Consider the following 19,704-nt stretch of genomic DNA (forward strand, 5'->3'; position numbering starts at 1 on the left):
GTGTGTCCGGGCGTTTATTCGTCGGTCGACCGGATCAGGTTGCCGCGCAGCGTGACGATCGCCTTCTGCATCTTCGCGAATTCGTCCGGCTTCAACCCGGTGGCTTCGACCAGGTTCATGTCGAGCCCCTTCTCGCGCAGGCGGCGGCCGCTTTTCGTCAGGCTGACGAGCACCTGGCGTTCGTCCGACGGATCGCGGTGCCGCTCCAGGTAGCCCATCGTCTCGAGCTTCTTCAGGATCGGCGTCAGCGTATTGGATTCGAGGAACAGCTTCTCGCCGAGCTGGCCGACCGTCTGGTTGTCCTGCTCCCACAGCGCAATGATCGTGATGTATTGCGTATACGTGAGGCCGAGTGCTTCGAGGATCGGCTTGTACGCCTTGCCGAACGCGAGATTCGTCGAGTAGATCGCAAAGCACAGGAACTCGGACAGCTTCGGTGCAGTGTCGGATGGGGCTTCGGTCGGTTTCATGAACATCCTCCAGCGACGCGAACGGCCGCAGATGGACGCATTATATATCGCGTGCGATCTTATCGGAAGCATGATAATCGTTCTCGATGAACCGGCGCGCCGTCAGTCGGCCCTGCGGCGCTTGCCGGTCTGAGTACGGCTGACCGACAGCAGCGTGCATTGCACCGGATGCGCGATTTCGGTCGCGAGCCCGCCCGCGGCAAACAGCAGGATCATCAGCCAGCGTTTCATGCGTCCTCCACGACCGAGAGGCTCGCGCCGTCGGCGACCGTTGCGTCGATCGCATACGGGTCGACGCCATCGAGGCAGCCGAGATTGACGCGCCAGCAGGTGGGGTCCTTGCGCGTCTGATGGAACGGATAGATGCCGCAACGGCTGCAGAAATAGTGACGGGCCGTGCGCGTGTTGAATTGGTAGCACGTCAGCGCGCCCTCGCCTTCGACGATCTTCAGTTCGCTGGCGGCGAACATCGGGCTCATCAATGCGCCGCGCCGGCGGCACATGCTGCAGTTGCAGCGGGTCGCCGGCGTCAAGGCCGTTCTGACTTCGAATTTGACGGCCCCGCAATGGCAGGACCCTTTGAACCAGGTTGCAGACATGGTGCACTCCCGAAGAGGTCATGCCTGCTTTATAGCGGACGCCCGGAGCTGCGTTGTATCGCGATGTATCCGCGGTTCGTGCAGATACAGAACTTTGCAAATCTGCGGTGGCCGGCGAAGTATCGGTGCGGCGATCGGGGTCGGTTCACCGATCGCCGGCATGGGGCGGCGGCCCGTTGCCCGCGAATCGTGCGTTCAATCCAGCACGTGTTGCATCCGCTCGATCGCCGCCCGCGTTTCGCGTTCGAGCGCGGCGAACAGCTCGGCCGCCGGCAGCGACCGCACGAGCGGCGCCGCCTGTCCGGCCCACTGCGCGCCGTAGCCGAATTCACCCGTTGCCTTTGCCGCCGCATGCAGCGCCTTGCCGGCGTCGTACGCGATCGGGTATGCGGGCGTGGCCGGCGCTCGCGGGTCGTCGCCGAGCGCGGTCAGGCGATTCGCGAGGCCGCGTGCGATCCGGCCCGAGATCGCGGCGGTGAAGGTCGTGCGGCGTGCCGCGTCGCCCAGCAGCGCGCGGCGATAGCCGTCGTCGATCGACGTCTCCGGGCACGCGACGAACGCGGTGCCGAGCTGGGCGGCCTGCGCGCCGAGCGCGAGCGCGGCGGCGATGCCCTCGCCGTCCATGATGCCGCCGGCGGCGATCACCGGCCGCGCGCATTCGCGCACGATCAGGCGCGTAAGCGCGAACGTGCCGAGGCGATCGTCATGTGCGGTCGAATCGAACACGCCGCGGTGCCCGCCCGCTTCGATCCCCTGCGCGACGATCGCGTCGATGCCGGCGTCGGCGATCTGGCGTGCTTCGTCGAGATTCGTCGCGGACGCGAACAGCGTGATGCCCGCGCGCTTCAGCGCGGCGATCACGTCCGCGGACGGCAGTCCGAAATGGAAGCTGACGACGGCCGGCTTTTCTTCGACGAGCAGCGCCTGCATGGCTTCGTCCGCGACGAAACTCGTATAGATCTCCGACAGCGAGGCGGGCGGCGTCGCGCCGTATTCGCGGAACACCGGCGCGAGCCATTCGAGCCACGCGCGTTCGACGGCCGCGTCGGCGTGCGCCGGCTGGTGGCAGAACACGTTGATGTTGAACGGCCGGTCGGTGAGCGCGCGCGTGTCGCGGATCATCTTGCGGGCGCCGTCGGCGTTCGTCGCGCCCACGCCGAGCGAGCCGAGCCCGCCCGCATTCGACACGGCGGCCGCCAGCGCCGGCGTGCTGACGCCGGCCATCGGCGCCTGGACGATCGGGGCGCGCATGCCGAGCGTGCGCAACAGCGTCCGGTTGTCGGTCGATTGATTCATGTCGCTTGCCTCCTGCAAGATTCGTCGTCGAAATGCGTCGGCCGGATGCGGGCCGACGCGCGTGTGTCAGGTTCGGATCGGTGCGCGTTCGTCGTGCGTTGCACGCGACCGGTCACGTGAGCGTCATGTCGAAAATGATGGGTCGCCGTGCGGTGCGGCGGTGTTAGCAACTGTGGCGACGGTGCACGTTGTCGCCGCCTCCCGGCGCGAAACCGGTAACTGCGCTCATCCTACGCCAGCCCGCGTTCAGCCGACCAGAGCCGCTATCGACCACGCGCCCAATGCGCGAGCCCCGCGCAGGCCGCCAGCAGCGCGCCCATCACGAAGAACACCGAATGCAGCCCGAGCGCGACGCCGGTCTGCCCGCCGATCACCGGGCCGACGACCTGCCCGCTGAACTGCGCGGGCCACGGCCGGATGGCGTTCGATGGTGAGGCGCTTTGCCGGGGGATACTGCGCTTGCCGTTTTGGCCCTACAATGCGCAGGCGAAGCAACCACATGATCGGCCGTCAGGGTGCCGCGTTCATCGAACGCAGCGTCCGACATTCAAGCGGTTCCGCTGATAACCAACAATATCCAACCAGCACACATGAAAAGAAGAACATTTCTCGCGCTGCCCGCCGTGGCAGCGTCCGGCATGCTCGCCGGCTGCTCCAATTTCGGCCCCGTCACCAAGGCGTGGATGAAGGATTCGGAATACGACGAAACCTTGTCGACGTTCCTGATTACCGCGGACGGCAAGCAGCTCGTCGTGCTCGGCAAGAAGTATCACTACATCTTCGAGATGCCGCCGAGCCTTGCGACGGTGCTCAACGCCCCCTATCGCCCCAAGATCCACACGGCGTTCAACGATTTCGAGGCGCACGGCGACGCGATCACCGGCCAATACACGATGAGGCTGGACTACTCGGATGCGCCGACCGGCTCCGACGTGCGCGAGCGTGCGCTCGCGGACGGTTTCAAGAAGGACGGTGGCTACCTGGAGTCGGAAGGCAAGATCAGCGGCAAGCGCTATCTGCCGAACGATGTCACGCCGTCGTCGGTCCCGCAGGCGTTCAATCGCCCGTACGAGGTCAAGGTGACGGACAAGCTGACGGCTGTCGGGCGTGGCGCCAAGCTGGCGTTGTCGCCGATCGCGATGGCAGCCGATGGCGCGTTGGGCCTGCTCGGCCTCGCCCTGTTCCCGATCGCGCTCACCACATTCATCATCGTGGCGAGTTGAGGCCGGAATTCACGATGAAATCCCCTGCCCGAAACCTGTTCCAGATCGGCTGCGCGCTTGCGCGACGCAGCGGAATGCATCGCTGAAACGAAGCGAGCCGGTACGCCGCGGTGAATTGCGGCGTACCGGCTCGTGTTGTGACGTTGCCGCATCAGACTTCATACCGCATCGCGTGCGCTTCGGTCGGCAGTGGCAAATCCCAGCGCAGCAGCATCGCCTCTAGAGCGCGGTTCGTCAGCGACGTGTCGCGCCGCGTATTTCGGCGCAACAGTTCCGCGCGCGGCTGTTCGAGGTAGACGAGCGTCACGTCGGCGTTGTACGCAAACAGCAGGTCGAGCGTCTTCTTGCGCATCAGCGGCGACAGGTTCGTCGCATTCCACACGAACGGCTGTTGCGCGCGCAACAGTGCCTTCGCGGCGTCGACCGCATGGTGCGCGACCGCGCCCTCGTTCTGGCCATGACGCAGCCCCAACGCATCGCGCGCATCGTCGAACGACACGACCGGCAGATCCGGATGATGCCGCGCAACCCACGTGTTCTTGCCCGACGCGGGCAGGCCCGACATCACGACGACCCGCGAGCCCGGTGTACGGAACAGCGGATAGTCGGGATGCACGTCCGCGCCGCGAAAGTAGCTGAGCGCCGTGTGCGCGTCGGCGAATGCACGCGGCTGGCCGTAGCAGCCCTCTTCCCGCGCCAGTTCACGCAACAGTTCGATGTTGTCGAGCACGCGCTGCGTGTCGTCGCAGATGCGCCCGCGGATATCGGCTTCGGCAAGCAGGCACAGCAGCGGCAGGCTGACCTGCCACGACAGCTCGCGCGCGATGAACTCCGGTGTGCCACGGCGCGACCCGCTCATCGCGAAGAACGGTACCTGGTGCACGGCGATCATCCGGCAGATCGCCTCGCGCACCGCGAACGGCACGCCGGCATCCCACAGGGCAATCCGCGCATCGATCGCGCCCTTGCGCGAGTGGCCGGGATGGCCGATCGCGCCGGTAACGGGATCGACGACCGTCGTGCCGTGCTTCGCGATGTCGTGCAGCAGCGCGGCCAGGAACACGATCTCCTGGTCGGCGCGCGACGCAGCCTGGTACTCGGGCAACGCGAGCAGCGCATCGATCACCATCATCGTATGCGTCCACACGTCGCCTTCGCCGTGGTGCGCGGGCTCCTGCGGTGTCGTTTTCGCGTGTTCGAGCGCGGGAAATGCCGCGAGACACGCGTGATAGTCCGGCTGCCGGCCGGGCGCAGGCACGAGTGCCTGAAGTTGTTCGTACTTCATGATCAAGACTCCTCTCGAAACGGCGCACGGCCGTTCCGCATTCATGGGTTCGGGTGCGCGGCGGAGATCGATGTCCACGTTACCGTCGGGCGCGGCGCATACAGGTCGACACCCGGCGCGAGCAGATTCGGGATGAACGGCTGTTCCGAGTGATGGCGCGCCGATTCGAGAATGGCCTGCACGAAATCGTGGCGCACCCACTTCAGGCGCGCGGTCGTCGTGTCGTCCGTCTCGACCTTCACGTAGAGCCCTTCGGAGCGCTCCGACTTATCGCACTGCTGCCATGCACGCGCGAGGTCGAGCCCCTGCCGCCGCACCGTTTCCTCGAACGCGCGACGCCAGTCCGGCGTCTTCGCGAGCGATGGGCCAAGCATTGCCTTCAGGTCCGCGAGCCGCGCCGGCGCGATGCCTTCGTACAGCACGGGCACCGACAGCACGGGCCCGTCGGCGAGCAGCGCGCGACGCGCGGGTGTCGACAGGAAACGGCCCGTTGCGCGATCGAACACGTCGAACTCGAAAAAGTGATGCGGCAGCGTGTCGTAGAACACCGCGTGCTTCTTGCTCATCGTCTCGCCATACATCACGTAGCGATCGCCGAGGCGGTCGAGCAGCCAGCCCGCATGGGCGGCGGCCCAGGTCTTCATGAACCCGAACTGCCGCTCGCGGCCGCCGCCGGCCAGATAGTGGCCGCGCGACTGCAGCAGCAGTTCGCCCGCGGGGCTGAAGCTGATGCCCGTGTTCGCGCCGTCGAGTTTTTCCTCGACGACGAGATGGGCGCCCGCGAGGGTGCGATAGGGAACGTGGTCGTGACCTTCGTCGCCGTCCTGCAGGCGCGAGCCTTCGAGGTGCGGCGTGCGCGGGTAGCGGGCGAGGTCGAGCGATTGCGCGTAGGCGCGGAAATCCAGCGTCATGGTCTTTCTCCGGAAACATCAGAAAAAGCCGACGACGTGAACGAACGATGGGGTGTGCGTTGCGGTGTCAGTGCGTGTCCGGGCGCGGCCCTGCGATCACGGTTCCGGCGCCGCGAGGCAGACGGGAACGGGCAGGACGACACGCGGCCGGGACGGCAGTCGTCGGCGTATCAGGCGAAGGGACGAATGTTTGCGGGCACTTGGATCACCGATTCGATGAGGGTTCAGGGATGAAGCAGGCGGATGCTACGAAACGGCATGTGTGCTGTCAAGCGCGGTCGGGTACAGCCGAAGCGGTTGTCGGCGTGCGTTGAGTGCCTGCTACGGCATGTCGTGCGCGCCATCGACATGGGAATGATCCGGATTCCTATTTGTGTGTTTTTCGCCACATCAATCGATGATTCGATGGGCAACGCCGCGCCACCCGCTTGCTGCGCCCGTCGCGGGCATGCTAGAGTCGCCGCCATTCCGATCAACCCCTCACTCGCAAGGAGAAAAATCATGACGTCACGCCAGCACTCCTCCCGTCGCGGGTCGTAGTTCGGGTTTTTCGCGTCCGTTCGTTTCATCGTTCACGCCAAGCAGCACCACGTATCGCCGTCACGGCGATGAGCCGGGTCGTTCCGATCCGGTCGTGCCGCCCTCTTCCCGACTTCCGATGTCGGGCAGCGCATGTGTGCGCTGCCTGCGCCATGGCCCGCCGTTCTTCCTTTTCATCGAACGGAAACCTCCATGGGCAATTCCATGCAATACCTCGGCGAGCGCATCACGTTGTGCGCTTGCGCCACCACCTGGATCGAAGGTGAGGCCATCCGGCAGCTCGAACACGCTGCCACCCTCCCCGGCATGCGGCGCGTCGCCGGCATGCCCGATCTTCACCCCGGACGCGGCTACCCGGTGGGCGCCGCGTTCTTCTCGACGGGCCGGCTATATCCGGCTCTGATCGGCGGCGATATCGGCTGCGGGATGGCGCTGTGGCAAACCGCGCTCGATGTGCGGCGCGTCAGTGCGTCGAAGCTCGCGAGCCGGCTCGGCTCGATCGACGCCACGCCCGATGCAAGCTGGCAGCCGCTCATTGCGGCCGCCGGGTTCGCGGATCACGCGTACGCGGCATCGCTCGGCACGATCGGCAGCGGCAATCATTTCGCGGAAGCGCAGCGGATCGACGCGGTGTACGACATCGATGCCGTCGCGGCGCTCGGCCTCGATCCCGATCACCTGCTGCTGCTCGTGCACAGCGGATCGCGCGGCTTCGGCCAGTCGATCCTCGAGCAGCACATGCGCGAGCACGGCTACAACGGCCTCGACGATACGGATGCCGCGTGCACGGCGTACCTCGCGCGTCACGACGCGGCATTGCGCTACGCGATCGCGAATCGCGACCTGATCGCGCGGCGCATGCTGGCGCGCTGGCGCACCGACGGCCGGTGCGTGCTCGACGTGAACCACAACCTGGTGAGCCGCGCGAGCGTCGACGGCGAGCCGGGCTGGCTGCATCGCAAAGGTGCGACGCCGGCCGACGCGGGGCCGGTCGTCATTCCCGGATCGCGCGGCGACTACAGCTACCTCGTCGCGCCGGTGCGGTCGGACGATGCGGCCAGCCTGGCGTCGCTGGCGCACGGTGCGGGCCGCAAGTGGGCCCGCGGCGATTGCAAGGGGCGCCTCGAACGGCGCTTCACGCCGTCTCAGCTCACGCGCACGCCGCTCGGCAGCCACGTGATCTGCGAAGACCGCGAACTGCTGTACGAGGAAGCACCGCAGGCCTACAAGCTGATCGACAGCGTCGTCGACGCGCTCGACGCGGCCGGGCTGCTGCGCAAGCTGGCGCGGCTCGCGCCGGTGCTGACCTACAAGACGTCCGGGGAGGCTGGCCGATGCTGATGCAGATTTCTTCGGCGCATGGCCCGCTCGAGTGCCAGCTGGCCGCGGCCAATGCGTTGCGGCGCCTGCAGGCGGAAGCCGATGCGCAGCGCGTCGTCGTCACCGTGCTCGATGCGCAGCCGGGCGAACGCGCCGGCACGCTGCGCTCGGTGCTGCTCGACCTCGACGGCGAAGGTGCGCAGGCGCTCGCGGACCGCTGGACGGGCACGCTGCAATGGATTTGCGCGAGCCCGTACCGGTTGCGCCATCCGCGCAAGAACTGGTTCATCGGCGTCACGCGCTGTGCCGACGCGCAGCCGCTGCCGGACGGCGACGTGCGGTTCGAAGCGATGCGTGCGCGCGGGCCGGGCGGCCAGCACGTGAACAAGACGAGCTCCGCGATTCGTGCGACCCATGTCGCGACCGGCCTGTCGGTGCGCGTGGAAAGCGAGCGCAGCCAGCACGCGAACAAGCGCCTGGCGCTGCAGTTGCTGCAGGTTCGACTGCAGCAGGAAGCCGACCGTCACGCGTCCGATGCGCGCCGGCAGCGGCGGATGCAGCACTTTGCGCTGGAGCGCGGCAACCCCGTGCGCGTGTTTTACGGGGCGGCGTTCGTGCCGGCTGACTGAGCACGAACGCCTGGCCGCCGGCGGTTTTCGCGCCGGCGGCCAGGCCATCGGTCTCATGGTTTTCCCGGCCTGCCGGTTGCGCGAGCGCGCAATCGGCTCCGGTGCATGACCGCGCGCCAGGCAGGCTGCACGGGCCTGCCGCGTGCATGCCGGCTGCCGCGTGTTCTGCACCCTTTCTGCGCAGGAAAGGACGCTTGAGGCATCCGCAATTATCACGTGCCGCGGATTTGCCCACCATGTGTCGGACGATCGGTACAGCCCGCCTGTCCGCCCCTTCACCGGCCTTGCGGTGCCTGCCGCCACGTCGTGCGACCGGATGCATCGCGCCGGTCGCGAACGGCCGGGCCTCGCGCCACGGCGTATCGATAATCAGGAGACACGATGAACAGCCATTCCCTCGATCTCGGCGGCAACGCGGGCGGACCCGCGTCCGCACGACCGCCGGCCGCTGCCGGCGTCGGCGCCGATGCGTCGGCCCTCCCCGCCCGCCGCGTCACGCTCGGCGATTTCATGGACGACCTGCCCGTCGGCGCGTTGCACCGGTTCGTCGTCTGGGTGATCGGCATCGGGCTGTTCTTCGACATGTACGAGATTTTCCTCGTCAGCACGATCGGTTCCGCGTTGCAGAACGAATACGGGTTGAGCCGGCAGAGCACCGATTTCAAGTTGCTGCTGGCCTCGGCGTTCATCGGCATGTTCTTCGGCGCGATGTGCCTCGGCAGCCTCGCCGACCGCATCGGCCGGCGCAAGGCGTTCCTGCTGACGCTCACGTGGTACAGCGCATTCTCGCTGGTCGGTGCGTTTTCGGTGAATGCCGACATGCTCGTCGCGTGCCGGTTCCTGACCGGCATCGGCGTCGGCGCGATCTATCCGGTTGCCGACAGCTTCCTGTCCGAGATCCTGCCGAAGGAAAAGCGCGGGCGGCTCGCCGCGTGGGCCTATACGACTTCCTATGTCGCGGTGCCGCTCGTCGGGTTCCTCGCGCTGTGGCTGAACCCGTTGCATGTGGGCGGCGTGGCCGGCTGGCGCATCATTCTCGCGATCGGCAGCCTCGGCGCCGTGTACGTACTGCTCGTCCAGCACCGGCTGCCGGAGAGCCCGCGCTGGCTGCTCGCGCAGGGTCGCACCGCCGACGCGCATGCGGCATTGCGGCGCTTCGCGGAAGGCACCAGTGTGCGCGTGCCCGAGCAGTTCGCGGAGCCGGTCGAGCCGCAACGGCCGCTCGGGCTTGGCGAGCGCATCGCGCTGCTGCGGCGCGAACCGTACGGCGCGCGCTACGGGATGCTCGCGATCTTTCACCTGTTTCAGGGCTTCGGCTATTACGGGTTCGGTACGCTGGCCGGCACGGTCGTGAAAAGTCGCGGCTTCGACGTGACGGACAGCACGCTGTTCATCGCGCTGTCGTTCGTCGGCTATCCGGTCGGCTCGCTGCTGTCGATTCCGCTGCTCAACTGGATCGAGCGTCGCACGCTCGTGATCGTGTCGATCCTGTCGATCGCCGGGTTCGGGCTGTGCTTCGCGTATTCGGGCAATACCGCGTTGATCGTCGGCTTCGGATTCCTGACGACCTGCGCGTCGAACGTGTTCAGCAACGCGTATCACGTGTACCAGGCGGAGATTTTCCCGGCGCGGGTGCGCTCGACGGCGATCGGCAGTACCTATGCGCTGTCGCGGATCGTCAGCGGTGTGCTGCCGTTCGTGTTGTTGCCGGTGCTCGGCAGTTATGGCGCGGGTGCGATGTTCGGCGTGATTTCGGTAGCGCTTGGCATCGTTGCCGTCACGCTGCGTGTGCTCGGGCCGCTGACTACGCGGCGCAGCCAGGATGAGATCAATCCGGTTTGAGCGGGGGAATGCGGGGGCATGGGAGCGTGCGCCCGCATCATTTTCGATGGCTGCTGGATTTCCTGGGCGATATGTTGCCAGTCATCTGCGGTGACACGTTCGCCCGATCCCCAAAGGGGCGCTCATGAATGCGCGAGCCGGTGACGCCTCGCTACTAGCGAAACAGGAAGCCCCACATAATGACCGTACAGAACACCAGCCCTACCCACCCCTGGAATCGGGTGATTCGAATCATTCTGGCCGACATGATATCTTCGGTCGACATGTTGTAAATGAATTTGTACGACCATCGCCAGGCCCTCGATCGGCAATGGAAGGCCAAGATCCGTTCCGGACGAAATGCCATGATGGCGGACATCGCGATGCCGTGAGCGACAACGACAAAGCCGACAATAAGGCGGTAGTTCAAATCGTTCATGTAGCGGCCCCGGATCCAGTTGTTGAGGGATTGGACAGAACGTTGGAAAGCGGTGCGAACGTGGACCGATGATCGTGTTTTCCGGAATCCGGGCCGAACCGGCTTTGCGCACGCAGCCCCGCCTCACCGTGCCGACATGAAATCGAACAGCTTCGCGATATCGGTCGTCAGCACGGTGCCCGCCTTCACACCAACCCACAGCGTTCGTGTGGCCCACGCATCGTCGAGCTTCACGACCCCGAGCCGCGCCGCGCGCTCGCCGGTCACCGCATCGCGCGGCAGGATGCCGATGCCGAGCCCTGCCTCGATCATCCGGCTCACGCCGTCGAAATTCGATACCTGGATCCGCAGCTTCAGCGAGCGCTCGACCGCGAACGCCGCGTCGGTCATGCGCGCGAGCAGCGAACTGCCGTCACTGAGCCCCACGTAGTCCTCGTCGAGCGTATCCGCGAAGCGGATGCTGTCTCGCGCGGCGAACCGGTGCGTGCGTGGCACGAGCAGCACGAGCTCGTCGCGCCGGTACAGCCGCCGTTCGATGCCGGGGGCCGGCACGTTGTCGGCGAACACGCCGAGATCGGCCTTGCCGGATGCGAGTGCGTCGACGATCTCGTGGCTCAGCCGCTCTTCGAGGCTGACCTTGATGCCCGGATTGTCGGTGAGGAACGCGGCGAGATCGGCGGGCAGGAACTGGACGATCGCGGACGTGTTGGTCCACACGTGGATGTGGCCGCGCACGCCGGCGACGTAGTCGCTCATCTCGTGCGCCATCCGGTTGACCTGCTCGATCACCTTCGCCGCATGGTCGAGCAGCGCGCGGCCCGCGGGCGTCAGCTCGACACCGCGCGCGTGCCGGACGAACAGCGCACTGCCCGTCACGCTTTCGAGCTCGGCGATGCGCTTGCTGACCGCGGACAGCGTGAGCTGGCCGTGTTCGGCCGCTTTCGTCAGGCTGCCGTGCTCGGCGACGAGCGCGAACACGCGCAGCGACTGCAGATCGAAATGAAGCGGGTTCACCATGTCGTGTTTCCTGGGAGTGCCGTGCCGGCGCTTGCCGTCAGCGCCGCGGCCTGACGCCGATCATACGCCCGGCCGCGTGAGCGCGAAACGGCACGCCTGGCGCGGCGCGATCGACCGTAATGCGGCAAGCATCGCACCGTCCGGCTTCGCGAGATCGTCGAGCACGTCGAAGTGCTGCATGCCGGGCAGCCCGACATGGACGATCCGTTCGCCGGCCGCGTCGCACGCCGCTGCGTAGTCGCGTGCCTGCCGGACGAGTTCGGGCAGCTCGGCGTCGCCGACCGCAACGACCGTCGGTGCGCCGGGCCCGACATGGCGCAGCGGGCTGTACGTTTCGACTTCGTGCGCTGTGAGCTGCAGCTTGTCGTTCAGGCAGCACAGCGAGATCGGTTCGAGATCGACGAGCGGGCTGATCGCAAGCGCCGACACGACGGCCGGATGCGCGCGGTGCACGGCCGTCAGGTGGCCGCCCGCCGAATGGCCGCTCAGGTGAATCGGCCGCTTCGCTGTGCCGAGGCCGTCGGGGTCGTTCGCCAGGTAGTCGAGCAGCGCGCCGATCTCGCCGACGATGTCGGTCATCGTTGCGACCGGTGCAAGCGTGTATTCGGCGAGTATCACGTCGAAACCGCGCGCGAGCGGCCCGCTTGCCGCGTAGGCGAAATCCTCTTTCGCGCAGTGCTGCCAGTAGCCGCCATGAATGAACACGAACAGCGGCGCATCGGGCTGACCACACGACAGCCAGTCGAAACGCTGCGCGGGTTGCGCGCCGTAACGCAGGTCGCGCCTGACGGACGCGGCTTCATAGAGCGTTGCGCTGCGCGCCTGCATCGACGCCAGCAATGCAGGGAAATCGGGCACTACCTTCGTGTTCAGATAGGCGGCGTCGAGCGCCGCGCGGTCCATGCCGCGATAGAGGATCGTCATCGTGAATTGCCTGGGTCGGGTTGCGGAAGCGCGGACGCAAGCGTTGCGTCCGGTGCGAAGGCGGCTTCTCAGTCGCCGATGCCTGCATTATCCGCAGCGCGGTACGGGCCGGCTATCCGGAATCGGCGAGCGCGGAAACCGGCTGTCCGTTTTCGGCGGGAGATCGGCGCGGCTGTGCGCCGGCACTCAGATCAACTCGGAAATCTCGATCAGGTTCAGGTCGGGATCGCGTACGTAGACCGACCGGATCTTCTGCGTCGCGCCCGTGCGCTCGACGGGCCCTTCGACGATCGGCCAATCGACGCGCTTCAGGTGTGCGATCACGTCGTCGAGCGGCACCGACGCGATGAAGCACAGGTCGAGCGCGCCGGGTACCGGCACATGCGCTTTCGGCTCGAACTCCGCGCCGCGCACGTGCAGGTTGATCTTCTGGTTGCCGAAGCGGAATGCGATCCGGCCCGCGCCGAAGGTTTCGAGCTGCATCTGCAGCACCTCGGTGTAGAAATGCCTGGTCCGGTCGGGATCGACGCAGGTCAGCACGAGATGGTCGAGGTGGTCGATCAGCGCCATGAGGTTCGCTCCTGTTCGTGGTTCATGAGAACGCGCGCTGCGCGGGCATGTCGCCGGCGTCCGCGCGCGGCGGCGGATGAAGGTCCGAACGGCGCCCGGCCTTCAGGATCTGGCTCGGCACGTCATGCCCGATCAGCGCCGGCAGCCGTGCCGACGCGGCCAGCACCGCCGCGAGATCGATGCCCGTATCGTAGCCGTCGAGTTCGAGCATGTGCGCGAGTTCTTCGGTGCACGCGTTGCCGGTCGCGCCCGGCGCGTACGGGCAGCCGCCGAGCCCGCCGAGCGACGCGTCGAAGCGGTCGATCCCGGCGTCGAGTGCCGCGAGTGTATTCGCGAGCGCCATCCCGCGCGTGTTGTGGAAGTGCAGCGTGAGCTGCAGCGCGCCGAAGCGCTCGCGGGCACGTGCCGACAGGTCGCGCACCTGCGACGGAAACGCCATGCCCGTCGTATCGCACAGCGTGAAGCCGTGCACGCCGAGATCCGCGAAGCGCTGCATCCATGCGAGCACGCCTTCGGCTGCAACATCGCCCTCCATCGGGCAGCCCATTGCGGTCGACAGCGACACGTTGATCGCGACACCGGTGCCGCGTACTGCGTCGATCACGTCGCGCAACTGCGCGAACGATTGCTCGCGCGTCATCCGCAGGTTCGCGCGATTGTGGCTTTCGCTCATCGACATCACGAGGTTCACTTCGTCGACGCCGCACGACAGCGCGCGCTCCGCGCCGCGCACGTTCGGCACGAGCACCGTATAGACCACACCCGGTGCGCGCGTGATGCCATGCATCACGGCCTCCGCGTCGCGCAACGCGGGGATCGCTTTCGGCGACGTGAACGACGTGACCTCGATCTTCGCGTAGCCGCACGCGCTCAGCGCGTCTACGAGTGCGATCTTGTCGTCGGTGTCGACGAAGGCTGCTTCGTTCTGGAAACCGTCGCGGGTCGCGACTTCGTGGAGGTAGAGGCGTTTGCGTTGGCCGCTCATGTTGTCTGCTCCTGTATCCGCTTCTCAGATCACGCCGCGCGCGCGCCAGTCGCCGCGCGTCGCCGCATCGATACCGAGCGATTCGAGTACCGCGTCGGTATCCGCGCCGAGCGCGGGCGCCGCGTGTTCGATGCGCCCGGGCGTCGCACCGAGCTTCGGCACGATGCCCGGCACGAGCACCGGCGTACCGTCGGGCAGCGCGGCATCGACGAGCATGTCGCGTGCGCGGTAATGCGGGTCGGCCGCGATGTCGGCCACGTCGTAAATGCGTCCGGACGGAATGCGTGCTTCGTTCAGCGCGGCCAGCACGGCGTCGAGATCGTGCCGCGCGCTCCATTCGCCGATTGCCGCGTCGATGCGCTCGACCTGCGCGACGCGCCCGTCGTTGTGCGCGAGCGCGGGATCGTTGCCGAGATCGGGCCGGCCGATCAGCTCCATCAGGCGCCGGAAGATGCTGTCGCCATTGCCGGCGATCAGCGCGTACTTGCCGTCGCGGCAGCGGTACGCGTTGGTCGGCGCGATGCCGGGCAGGCTGCTGCCGGCCGCCTCGCGCACGGCGCCGAACGCCGAGTATTCGGGCAGCAGGCTTTCCATCATGTTGAACACCGACTCGTACAGCGCGACGTCGACGACCTGCCCCTTGCCGCCCTGCTGTTCGCGATGCCGCAGCGCAAGCAGCACGCCGATCACGCCGTGCAGCGCCGACAGCGAATCGCCGAGCGAGATACCGACGCGCACCGGTGTGCGGCCGGGCTCGCCGGTCAGGTGCCGCAGGCCGCCCATCGCCTCGGCGATCACGCCGAAGCCGGGGTGGTCGCGGTACGGGCCCGTCTGCCCGAAGCCCGACACGCGCAGCATCACGAGCCCCGGGTTGATCGCGGACAGCGCGTCCCAGCCGAGCCCCCAGCCCTCGAGCGTGCCGGGCCGGAAGTTCTCGATCAGCACGTCGGTCTCGGCCACGAGGCGGCGCACGACGTCCTGCCCTTCGGGCGTGCGCAGGTCGAGCGTGAGCGAGGTCTTGTTGCGCGACTGCGCGGCCCACCAGACCGACGTGCCTTCATGCAGCAGCCGCCATTTGCGCAGCGGATCGCCGAGCCCGGGAGGCTCGACCTTGAGCACGTCGGCGCCGAATTCAGCGAGCATCCGGCCCGCGAACGGCCCGGCGATCAGTTGGCCGAGTTCCAGCACGCGGATGCCATCCAGGGGGCGTGTCATGGCTGTCTCCGATGAAATCGTGTTGTCGATGAAGGCGATCATGACGACGTTCGCGCCCGGCGAAAATCGATCGATGCTCAACCAGCCTTTCCGTTTCGGAAAGGCGCACGTCACGCCCTTGGCGCAGGCGTTGCGTCAGCCTTTCCATCCGGGAAAGCGCGCTCGCGCAACGGTCAAACGACGCCACGCGCGCCGCCGGCAGAATCGAACCCGTTCCGCGCCCGCCGGGCGCCTGTCAGCGAGACCCGCCATGTTTTCTGTTTCCTCCCCCGCGACGATCGTGTTTCTCGATCGCGCGACGCTGTCGCCGCACACCGTGCTGAAGCCGTTTCCGTTCCCGCACGCGTTGCGCACGTTCGACCGGACGGCCGCGCACGAGATTGCCGCGCGCATCGGCGACGCGGACATCGTCGTGACCAACAAGGTGCGGCTCGACGCGGCAACGCTCGCCGACGCACGGCGCCTGCGGATGATCGCGATCGCCGCGACGGGCACCGACATCGTCGATCTCGACGCGTGCGCGGCGCGCGGCATCGTCGTGAGCAATATTCGCGGGTATGCGGTCCGTACGGTGCCCGAGCACACGTTCGCGCTGATCTTCGCGCTGCGCCGCAGCCTCGTCGCGTACCGCGACGCGGTGCGCGCGGGGCGCTGGCTCGACAGCGGGCAGTTCTGCTTTTTCGATCATCCGATTCGCGACCTGGCCGGCTCGACGATCGGGATCGTCGGCGACGGCGTGCTCGGACGCGCGGTGGCCGGCATCGCCCGCGCGCTCGACATGCGGGTGCGATTCGCGGCGCACGGCGATGCGGCAGGAGACGACTACGCGCCGCTCGACACGCTGCTGCGCGACAGCGACGTGATCACGCTGCACTGCCCGCTCACGCCGGCGACGCGGCACGTGATCGATGCGGCCGCGTTCGCGCGGATGGCGCGCCGGCCGTTGCTGATCAATACCGCACGCGGCGGGCTCGTGGATGAAAGCGCGCTCGTCGATGCGTTGCAGTCGGGGCAGATCGCGGGCGCGGGGTTCGACGTGGTCACGCAGGAGCCGCTGCCGGCCGCGCATCCGTTCCACGCGATCCTGTCGCATCCGGCATTCATCCTGACGCCGCATGTCGCGTGGGCGAGCGACGAAGCGATGCAGGCGCTCGCCGATCAGCTCGTGGAAAACGTCGCCGCGTTCGTGGGTGGCGCGCCGCGGCACGTGGTGTGACGCGCGTGGCGCATGGCGTAACGGAAGGTGATTTGAACCGCGCAAACAGAACGGCCCCGCTCGATGGCTCGAAGCGGGGCCGGCTGAATTCGGGGGCTGCTTACGCCAGCGACTCGGCACGTTACGGGTTCGTGCATCCGCCCTATCTTGCGGCCGGTTTCTGAATGCCTGAAGGGCTCTACTTTAAGGAATCCAGACGGCCAACGGTATAGGACGAGTCCGAAACTGAATGGGACGAATTCTGGAAACGTCCGTTTCGATAGCAGCGCACCGCTATCGACGCGAATTTCAGTAAGCAGACATCTCGACGCAAGGATCGACCTTGGACGGCGAGCAGATGACCGAGTACTTGGCGCTCTCGCGCATCAGCGCTTCGCCTTCGTGCAGGGCGATCTTGATCTCGGGGTGACGCTCGTACGCGAGGAATGCCGAGCACACGACCGCGGACATCACGACGAGGGAAAACACAAATTTTTCAAGGGTTTGGAAACGTTCAGGCATGGTTCGACCTATCTCTCAGGCCGTGATTATATCTCGAAATAAGGGTTTTCCCTATAGCCTGGGCCGCATACCGTTTGTCAGCCTGGTCGTACCCTTTATGACGGCCGTCCACCCCCGCCGTTTCGCGTGGCCCTTGCTCAGGCCCGGTCGCGCGGTTCCGGCGCGCCGACGGGCCGGAGCGGCGATCGGTGCGCGCCGAGGCGCCCCGCGCCGATGCCGAGCCCGTTGTGCAGCGAGTCGTGCTCGAATCGCTGGAACGACTCGACGATGTGCTTGCGCAGCAGCGCGACATCCCACGGCTTGATCAGGAGCTTCTGGACCGATCCGTCGCCGGATGCGCTGGCGATCGATTGCCCGTCGCCGTAACCCGACAGCAGGATGCGCACGATGTCCGGGTACAACGCCTTGACGCGCTGCAGCAGGTCGATTCCCGACGCGCTCGGCAAGTGGAAGTCGGACACGATGACGCCGACGCGATGCCGGGCGAGCAGGCCGAGCGCCTCGTCGGGGTCGGTGGTGTCGAGAATCTCGTAGCCGTCGCGGCCCAGCGCCTGCCTGAGCATCTGCAGGGTGGCGCGATCGTCGTCCACCAGCAGCAGCGTCCGGTGCAGCAGTTCGCGCTGCCGGCAGTGTTCGGGCAGTTCCGAGCCGGCCGACAGCATGCCGGCGATTTCATCGCCGGTCACCGGATGGCTGAAGTAGTAGCCCTGCATCGAGTGGCAGCGGTGCCGGTTCAGGAACGACAGCTGCGCTTCGGTTTCGACGCCTTCGGCCACCGTCTCCATGTGCAGCGACTCCGCCATCGCGATGATCGAGCGCGTCAGCGACGCGCCTTCCGCGCTGGTGGTGACGTCGCTGAGGAACGACCGATCGATCTTGACGACATCGATCGGCAAGTCTTTCAGGTACGACAGGCTCGAATAGCCGGTGCCGAAATCATCCAGCGACAGGACGACGCCGAGCGCCTTCAGTTCGCGCAGCGTGTGCGCGATCGTATTGCAGTCCTGCATCAGTACGCTTTCGGTCAGCTCGAGTTCGAGCGAGGCCGGCGCCAGTCCCGTTTCCCGGAGCGTCTTGCGTACCATGGCGGCCACGTCCTGTTGCCGGAACTGGCACGCCGACAGGTTGACGGCGATCCGGATCGGGGGATGCCCGTCCTGTTGCCAGGCGACGGCCTGTGCGCACGCGGTGCGCAGCACCCACTCTCCGATCGGCAGAATCAGTCCGGATTCCTCGGCGATCGGGATGAAGCGGTCCGGCGGAATGATGCCGATTCCCGGGCGTCGCCATCGAATCAGCGCCTCGACCCCGCTGATCTGGCCGGTCTTGAGATCGACCTTCGGCTGGTAGTACAGCTCGAGTTCGCCGTTTGCGACGGCCCGGTGCAGCGCGTTTTCCAGGATGGTCTGCTCTTCCACGCGCGCACCCAGTTCGCGGGTATAGAAGCTGTAGCAGTTGCGCCCGTGTTCCTTCGCGCAGTACAGCGCGGCATCGGCCGTTTTCAGCAGCGCCTCCGCGTTCGTGCCGTCGGTCGGACAGAGGCTGACGCCGACGCTGGTCGTCACGTGCAGATCGTGCCCTTCCAGCACGAACGGCGCGATGAAGGTGTCCAGGATCTTGCGGGCGATCACATCCGCATCCGATGGCGTCGACAGGTTGACCAGCATCACGACGAACTCGTCGCCGCCGAGCCGCGCGACCGTGTCGCCGTCGCGCACGGAACTCGTCAGGCGCGCGGCGACGACCCGCAGCAGCCCGTCGCCGACCGAGTGGCCGAAGCTGTCGTTGACGTGCTTGAAACGGTCCAGGTCGAGCACCATCACCGCGATCAGCTGCCCGGTGCGTCTCGCCTGCGACATCGCCTGCTCCATCCGGTCGCCGAGCAGGTTGCGGTTGGGCAGGCCGGTGAGCGCATCGTGGTTGGCCAGGTATTCGATACGCCCCTGCTGCATCTTGCGCTCGGTGATGTCCTGAACGATGCCGCGCAGGATGATCGCGTGGTTCGGATCGCGCCCGGACTCCGCCTGGTGCAGCACGTAGCGCTCGGTGCCGTCCTCGTGAATCAGTCGATGCTCGAGCGAGAATGCGACACCCTCGGTGCGCAGGCTCGTGTACGACTGCACGAGCAGCGGCTGCTCGTCGGCCGGAACGGCTTGCACCAGCCGCTCGAACGTCGGCGGGGCGCGTGTGGCGTCGAGCCCGAGAATCCGGTACAGCTCCGGCGACCAGTAGCCGTCCGTGCGCCCGGCCTGGTACTCCCAGTTGCCCAGGTGCGCGAGCGCCTGCGCGTGCGTGAGGCTGACCTCGGTCGTCGCCAGTTTTTCGACGGCAGCGGCGGCGCGCAGCAGATACCGGATCCGGTAGCCCAGCAGCTTCCACCGCATCGGCTTGGACACGAAGTCGGTCGCGCCGGCATCGAACGCGCTGGCGATCGATTCGTCGTCGTCGTTGCCCGTGAGCATCACGATCGGCACGCGGCGACCTTCCGGCAAGGCGCGCAGCGCGCGGCAACAGTCGAAGCCGTCGCCGCCGGGCATTTCGACATCGAGCAGCACGACGGCGGGGCGACAACGCAGGAACGCGTCGATGCCCTCCTGCGGCCCCGTCGCCTCCTCGACGCGGAAACCTTCGGGCTCGAGCGTTTCCACGACCAGCAGGCGCGTCATTGCATCGTCATCGATGATCAGAATCGCCGGCAAATCGGCATTGTCCTGGTTCACGACCGTCCTCCTGTTTGCGCCGA

Annotated in this window: 19 protein-coding genes and 1 pseudogene; 5 read left to right on the top strand and 15 right to left on the bottom strand. The window is 66.8% G+C overall.

Translation table 11 applies throughout. The features are described from left to right. Window positions 1–14: 14 nt before the first annotated feature. From F3J15_RS22595 to F3J15_RS22610, 5 genes and pseudogenes are all read right to left on the bottom strand, one after another. Window positions 15–470, bottom strand: coding sequence for a MarR family transcriptional regulator (locus F3J15_RS22595; protein WP_069247997.1), 456 nt, complete (start codon window positions 468–470; stop codon window positions 15–17). A 102-nt stretch (window positions 471–572) separates the two neighbouring features. Further along, a complete protein-coding gene (locus tag F3J15_RS38135; RefSeq protein WP_256978857.1) occupies window positions 573–701 on the bottom strand; it encodes a hypothetical protein in 129 nt (42 codons plus the stop codon). Next, a complete protein-coding gene (locus tag F3J15_RS22600; protein WP_166894163.1) occupies window positions 698–1,069 on the bottom strand; it encodes a GFA family protein in 372 nt (123 codons plus the stop codon). The genes F3J15_RS38135 and F3J15_RS22600 overlap by 4 nt, the downstream gene beginning before the upstream one ends. A 195-nt stretch (window positions 1,070–1,264) precedes the next feature. After that, window positions 1,265–2,365, bottom strand: a complete 1,101-nt coding sequence (locus F3J15_RS22605) for a nitronate monooxygenase (RefSeq protein WP_166894165.1) — start codon at window positions 2,363–2,365, stop codon at window positions 1,265–1,267. Window positions 2,366–2,628: 263 nt separating this feature from the next. Next, a pseudogene (locus F3J15_RS22610) lies at window positions 2,629–2,769 on the bottom strand (MFS transporter); the annotation flags it as partial. A 186-nt stretch (window positions 2,770–2,955) separates the two neighbouring features. On the opposite strand from F3J15_RS22610, the gene F3J15_RS22615 reads away from it, so the two are divergent. Next, window positions 2,956–3,588 (top strand): 5-formyltetrahydrofolate cyclo-ligase, encoded by a 633-nt coding sequence (locus tag F3J15_RS22615; RefSeq protein ID WP_166894167.1) that lies wholly within the window; start codon window positions 2,956–2,958, stop codon window positions 3,586–3,588. A 151-nt stretch (window positions 3,589–3,739) separates the two neighbouring features. On the opposite strand, the gene F3J15_RS22620 is transcribed toward F3J15_RS22615, so the two are convergent. Next, a complete protein-coding gene (locus tag F3J15_RS22620; RefSeq protein WP_166894169.1) occupies window positions 3,740–4,873 on the bottom strand; it encodes an AAA family ATPase in 1,134 nt (377 codons plus the stop codon). A gap of 41 nt (window positions 4,874–4,914) precedes the next feature. Beyond that, window positions 4,915–5,784: an RNA ligase family protein gene (locus tag F3J15_RS22625; protein ID WP_166894171.1), complete on the bottom strand. Its 870-nt coding sequence runs from the start codon at window positions 5,782–5,784 to the stop codon at window positions 4,915–4,917. Between the two features lie 732 nt (window positions 5,785–6,516). Here F3J15_RS22625 and F3J15_RS22630 point away from each other — a divergent pair. The 3 genes from F3J15_RS22630 (at window position 6,517) to F3J15_RS22640 (ending at window position 10,115) form a co-directional block, all read left to right on the top strand. After that, window positions 6,517–7,665, top strand: coding sequence for an RNA ligase RtcB family protein (locus tag F3J15_RS22630; RefSeq protein WP_166894173.1), 1,149 nt, complete (start codon window positions 6,517–6,519; stop codon window positions 7,663–7,665). Further along, on the top strand, window positions 7,665–8,273 hold the full coding sequence (gene prfH, locus F3J15_RS22635; RefSeq protein WP_345891575.1) for a peptide chain release factor H: 609 nt from the start codon (window positions 7,665–7,667) through the stop codon (window positions 8,271–8,273). The genes F3J15_RS22630 and prfH overlap by 1 nt, the downstream gene beginning before the upstream one ends. A gap of 381 nt (window positions 8,274–8,654) precedes the next feature. After that, a complete protein-coding gene (locus F3J15_RS22640) occupies window positions 8,655–10,115 on the top strand; it encodes an MFS transporter (protein WP_166894177.1) in 1,461 nt (486 codons plus the stop codon). A 154-nt stretch (window positions 10,116–10,269) separates the two neighbouring features. On the opposite strand, the gene F3J15_RS22645 is transcribed toward F3J15_RS22640, so the two are convergent. The 6 genes from F3J15_RS22645 to F3J15_RS22670 form a co-directional block, all read right to left on the bottom strand. Further along, window positions 10,270–10,533, bottom strand: coding sequence for a hypothetical protein (locus tag F3J15_RS22645; protein ID WP_166894178.1), 264 nt, complete (start codon window positions 10,531–10,533; stop codon window positions 10,270–10,272). A gap of 123 nt (window positions 10,534–10,656) precedes the next feature. Beyond that, entirely contained in the window at window positions 10,657–11,550 is an 894-nt protein-coding gene (locus tag F3J15_RS22650; RefSeq protein WP_021159618.1) for a LysR family transcriptional regulator, read from the bottom strand. 60 nt (window positions 11,551–11,610) lie between these two features. Further along, a complete protein-coding gene (locus tag F3J15_RS22655; RefSeq protein WP_166894180.1) occupies window positions 11,611–12,474 on the bottom strand; it encodes an alpha/beta hydrolase in 864 nt (287 codons plus the stop codon). Window positions 12,475–12,660: 186 nt separating this feature from the next. Then, window positions 12,661–13,044 carry a VOC family protein gene (locus F3J15_RS22660; RefSeq protein WP_089445657.1) on the bottom strand — a complete coding sequence of 128 codons (384 nt, stop codon included), beginning with the start codon at window positions 13,042–13,044 and terminating at the stop codon, window positions 12,661–12,663. Window positions 13,045–13,066: 22 nt separating this feature from the next. Continuing rightward, window positions 13,067–14,029: a hydroxymethylglutaryl-CoA lyase gene (locus F3J15_RS22665; protein WP_166894182.1), complete on the bottom strand. Its 963-nt coding sequence runs from the start codon at window positions 14,027–14,029 to the stop codon at window positions 13,067–13,069. A 24-nt stretch (window positions 14,030–14,053) separates the two neighbouring features. Beyond that, on the bottom strand, window positions 14,054–15,244 hold the full coding sequence (locus F3J15_RS22670; protein ID WP_166894184.1) for a CoA transferase: 1,191 nt from the start codon (window positions 15,242–15,244) through the stop codon (window positions 14,054–14,056). A gap of 250 nt (window positions 15,245–15,494) precedes the next feature. Between F3J15_RS22670 and F3J15_RS22675 the strand changes: the two genes are divergently transcribed. Next, the gene (locus F3J15_RS22675) at window positions 15,495–16,460 is read left to right on the top strand and encodes a D-2-hydroxyacid dehydrogenase (RefSeq protein ID WP_166894186.1); all 966 of its coding nucleotides are present in this window, start codon (window positions 15,495–15,497) and stop codon (window positions 16,458–16,460) included. Window positions 16,461–16,748: 288 nt separating this feature from the next. Here F3J15_RS22675 and F3J15_RS22680 read toward each other — a convergent pair whose 3' ends face one another. Together F3J15_RS22680 and F3J15_RS22685 are read right to left on the bottom strand one after the other, a co-directional pair. Continuing rightward, on the bottom strand, window positions 16,749–16,961 hold the full coding sequence (locus F3J15_RS22680; RefSeq protein WP_006497261.1) for a hypothetical protein: 213 nt from the start codon (window positions 16,959–16,961) through the stop codon (window positions 16,749–16,751). A gap of 137 nt (window positions 16,962–17,098) precedes the next feature. Then, entirely contained in the window at window positions 17,099–19,681 is a 2,583-nt protein-coding gene (locus tag F3J15_RS22685) for an EAL domain-containing protein (protein ID WP_089445654.1), read from the bottom strand. Between the last annotated feature and the right edge of the window lie 23 nt (window positions 19,682–19,704).

This window comes from Burkholderia sp. Ap-955 (genome assembly GCF_011753045.1).
Taxonomy (GTDB): Bacteria; Pseudomonadota; Gammaproteobacteria; order Burkholderiales; family Burkholderiaceae; genus Burkholderia; species Burkholderia lata_D.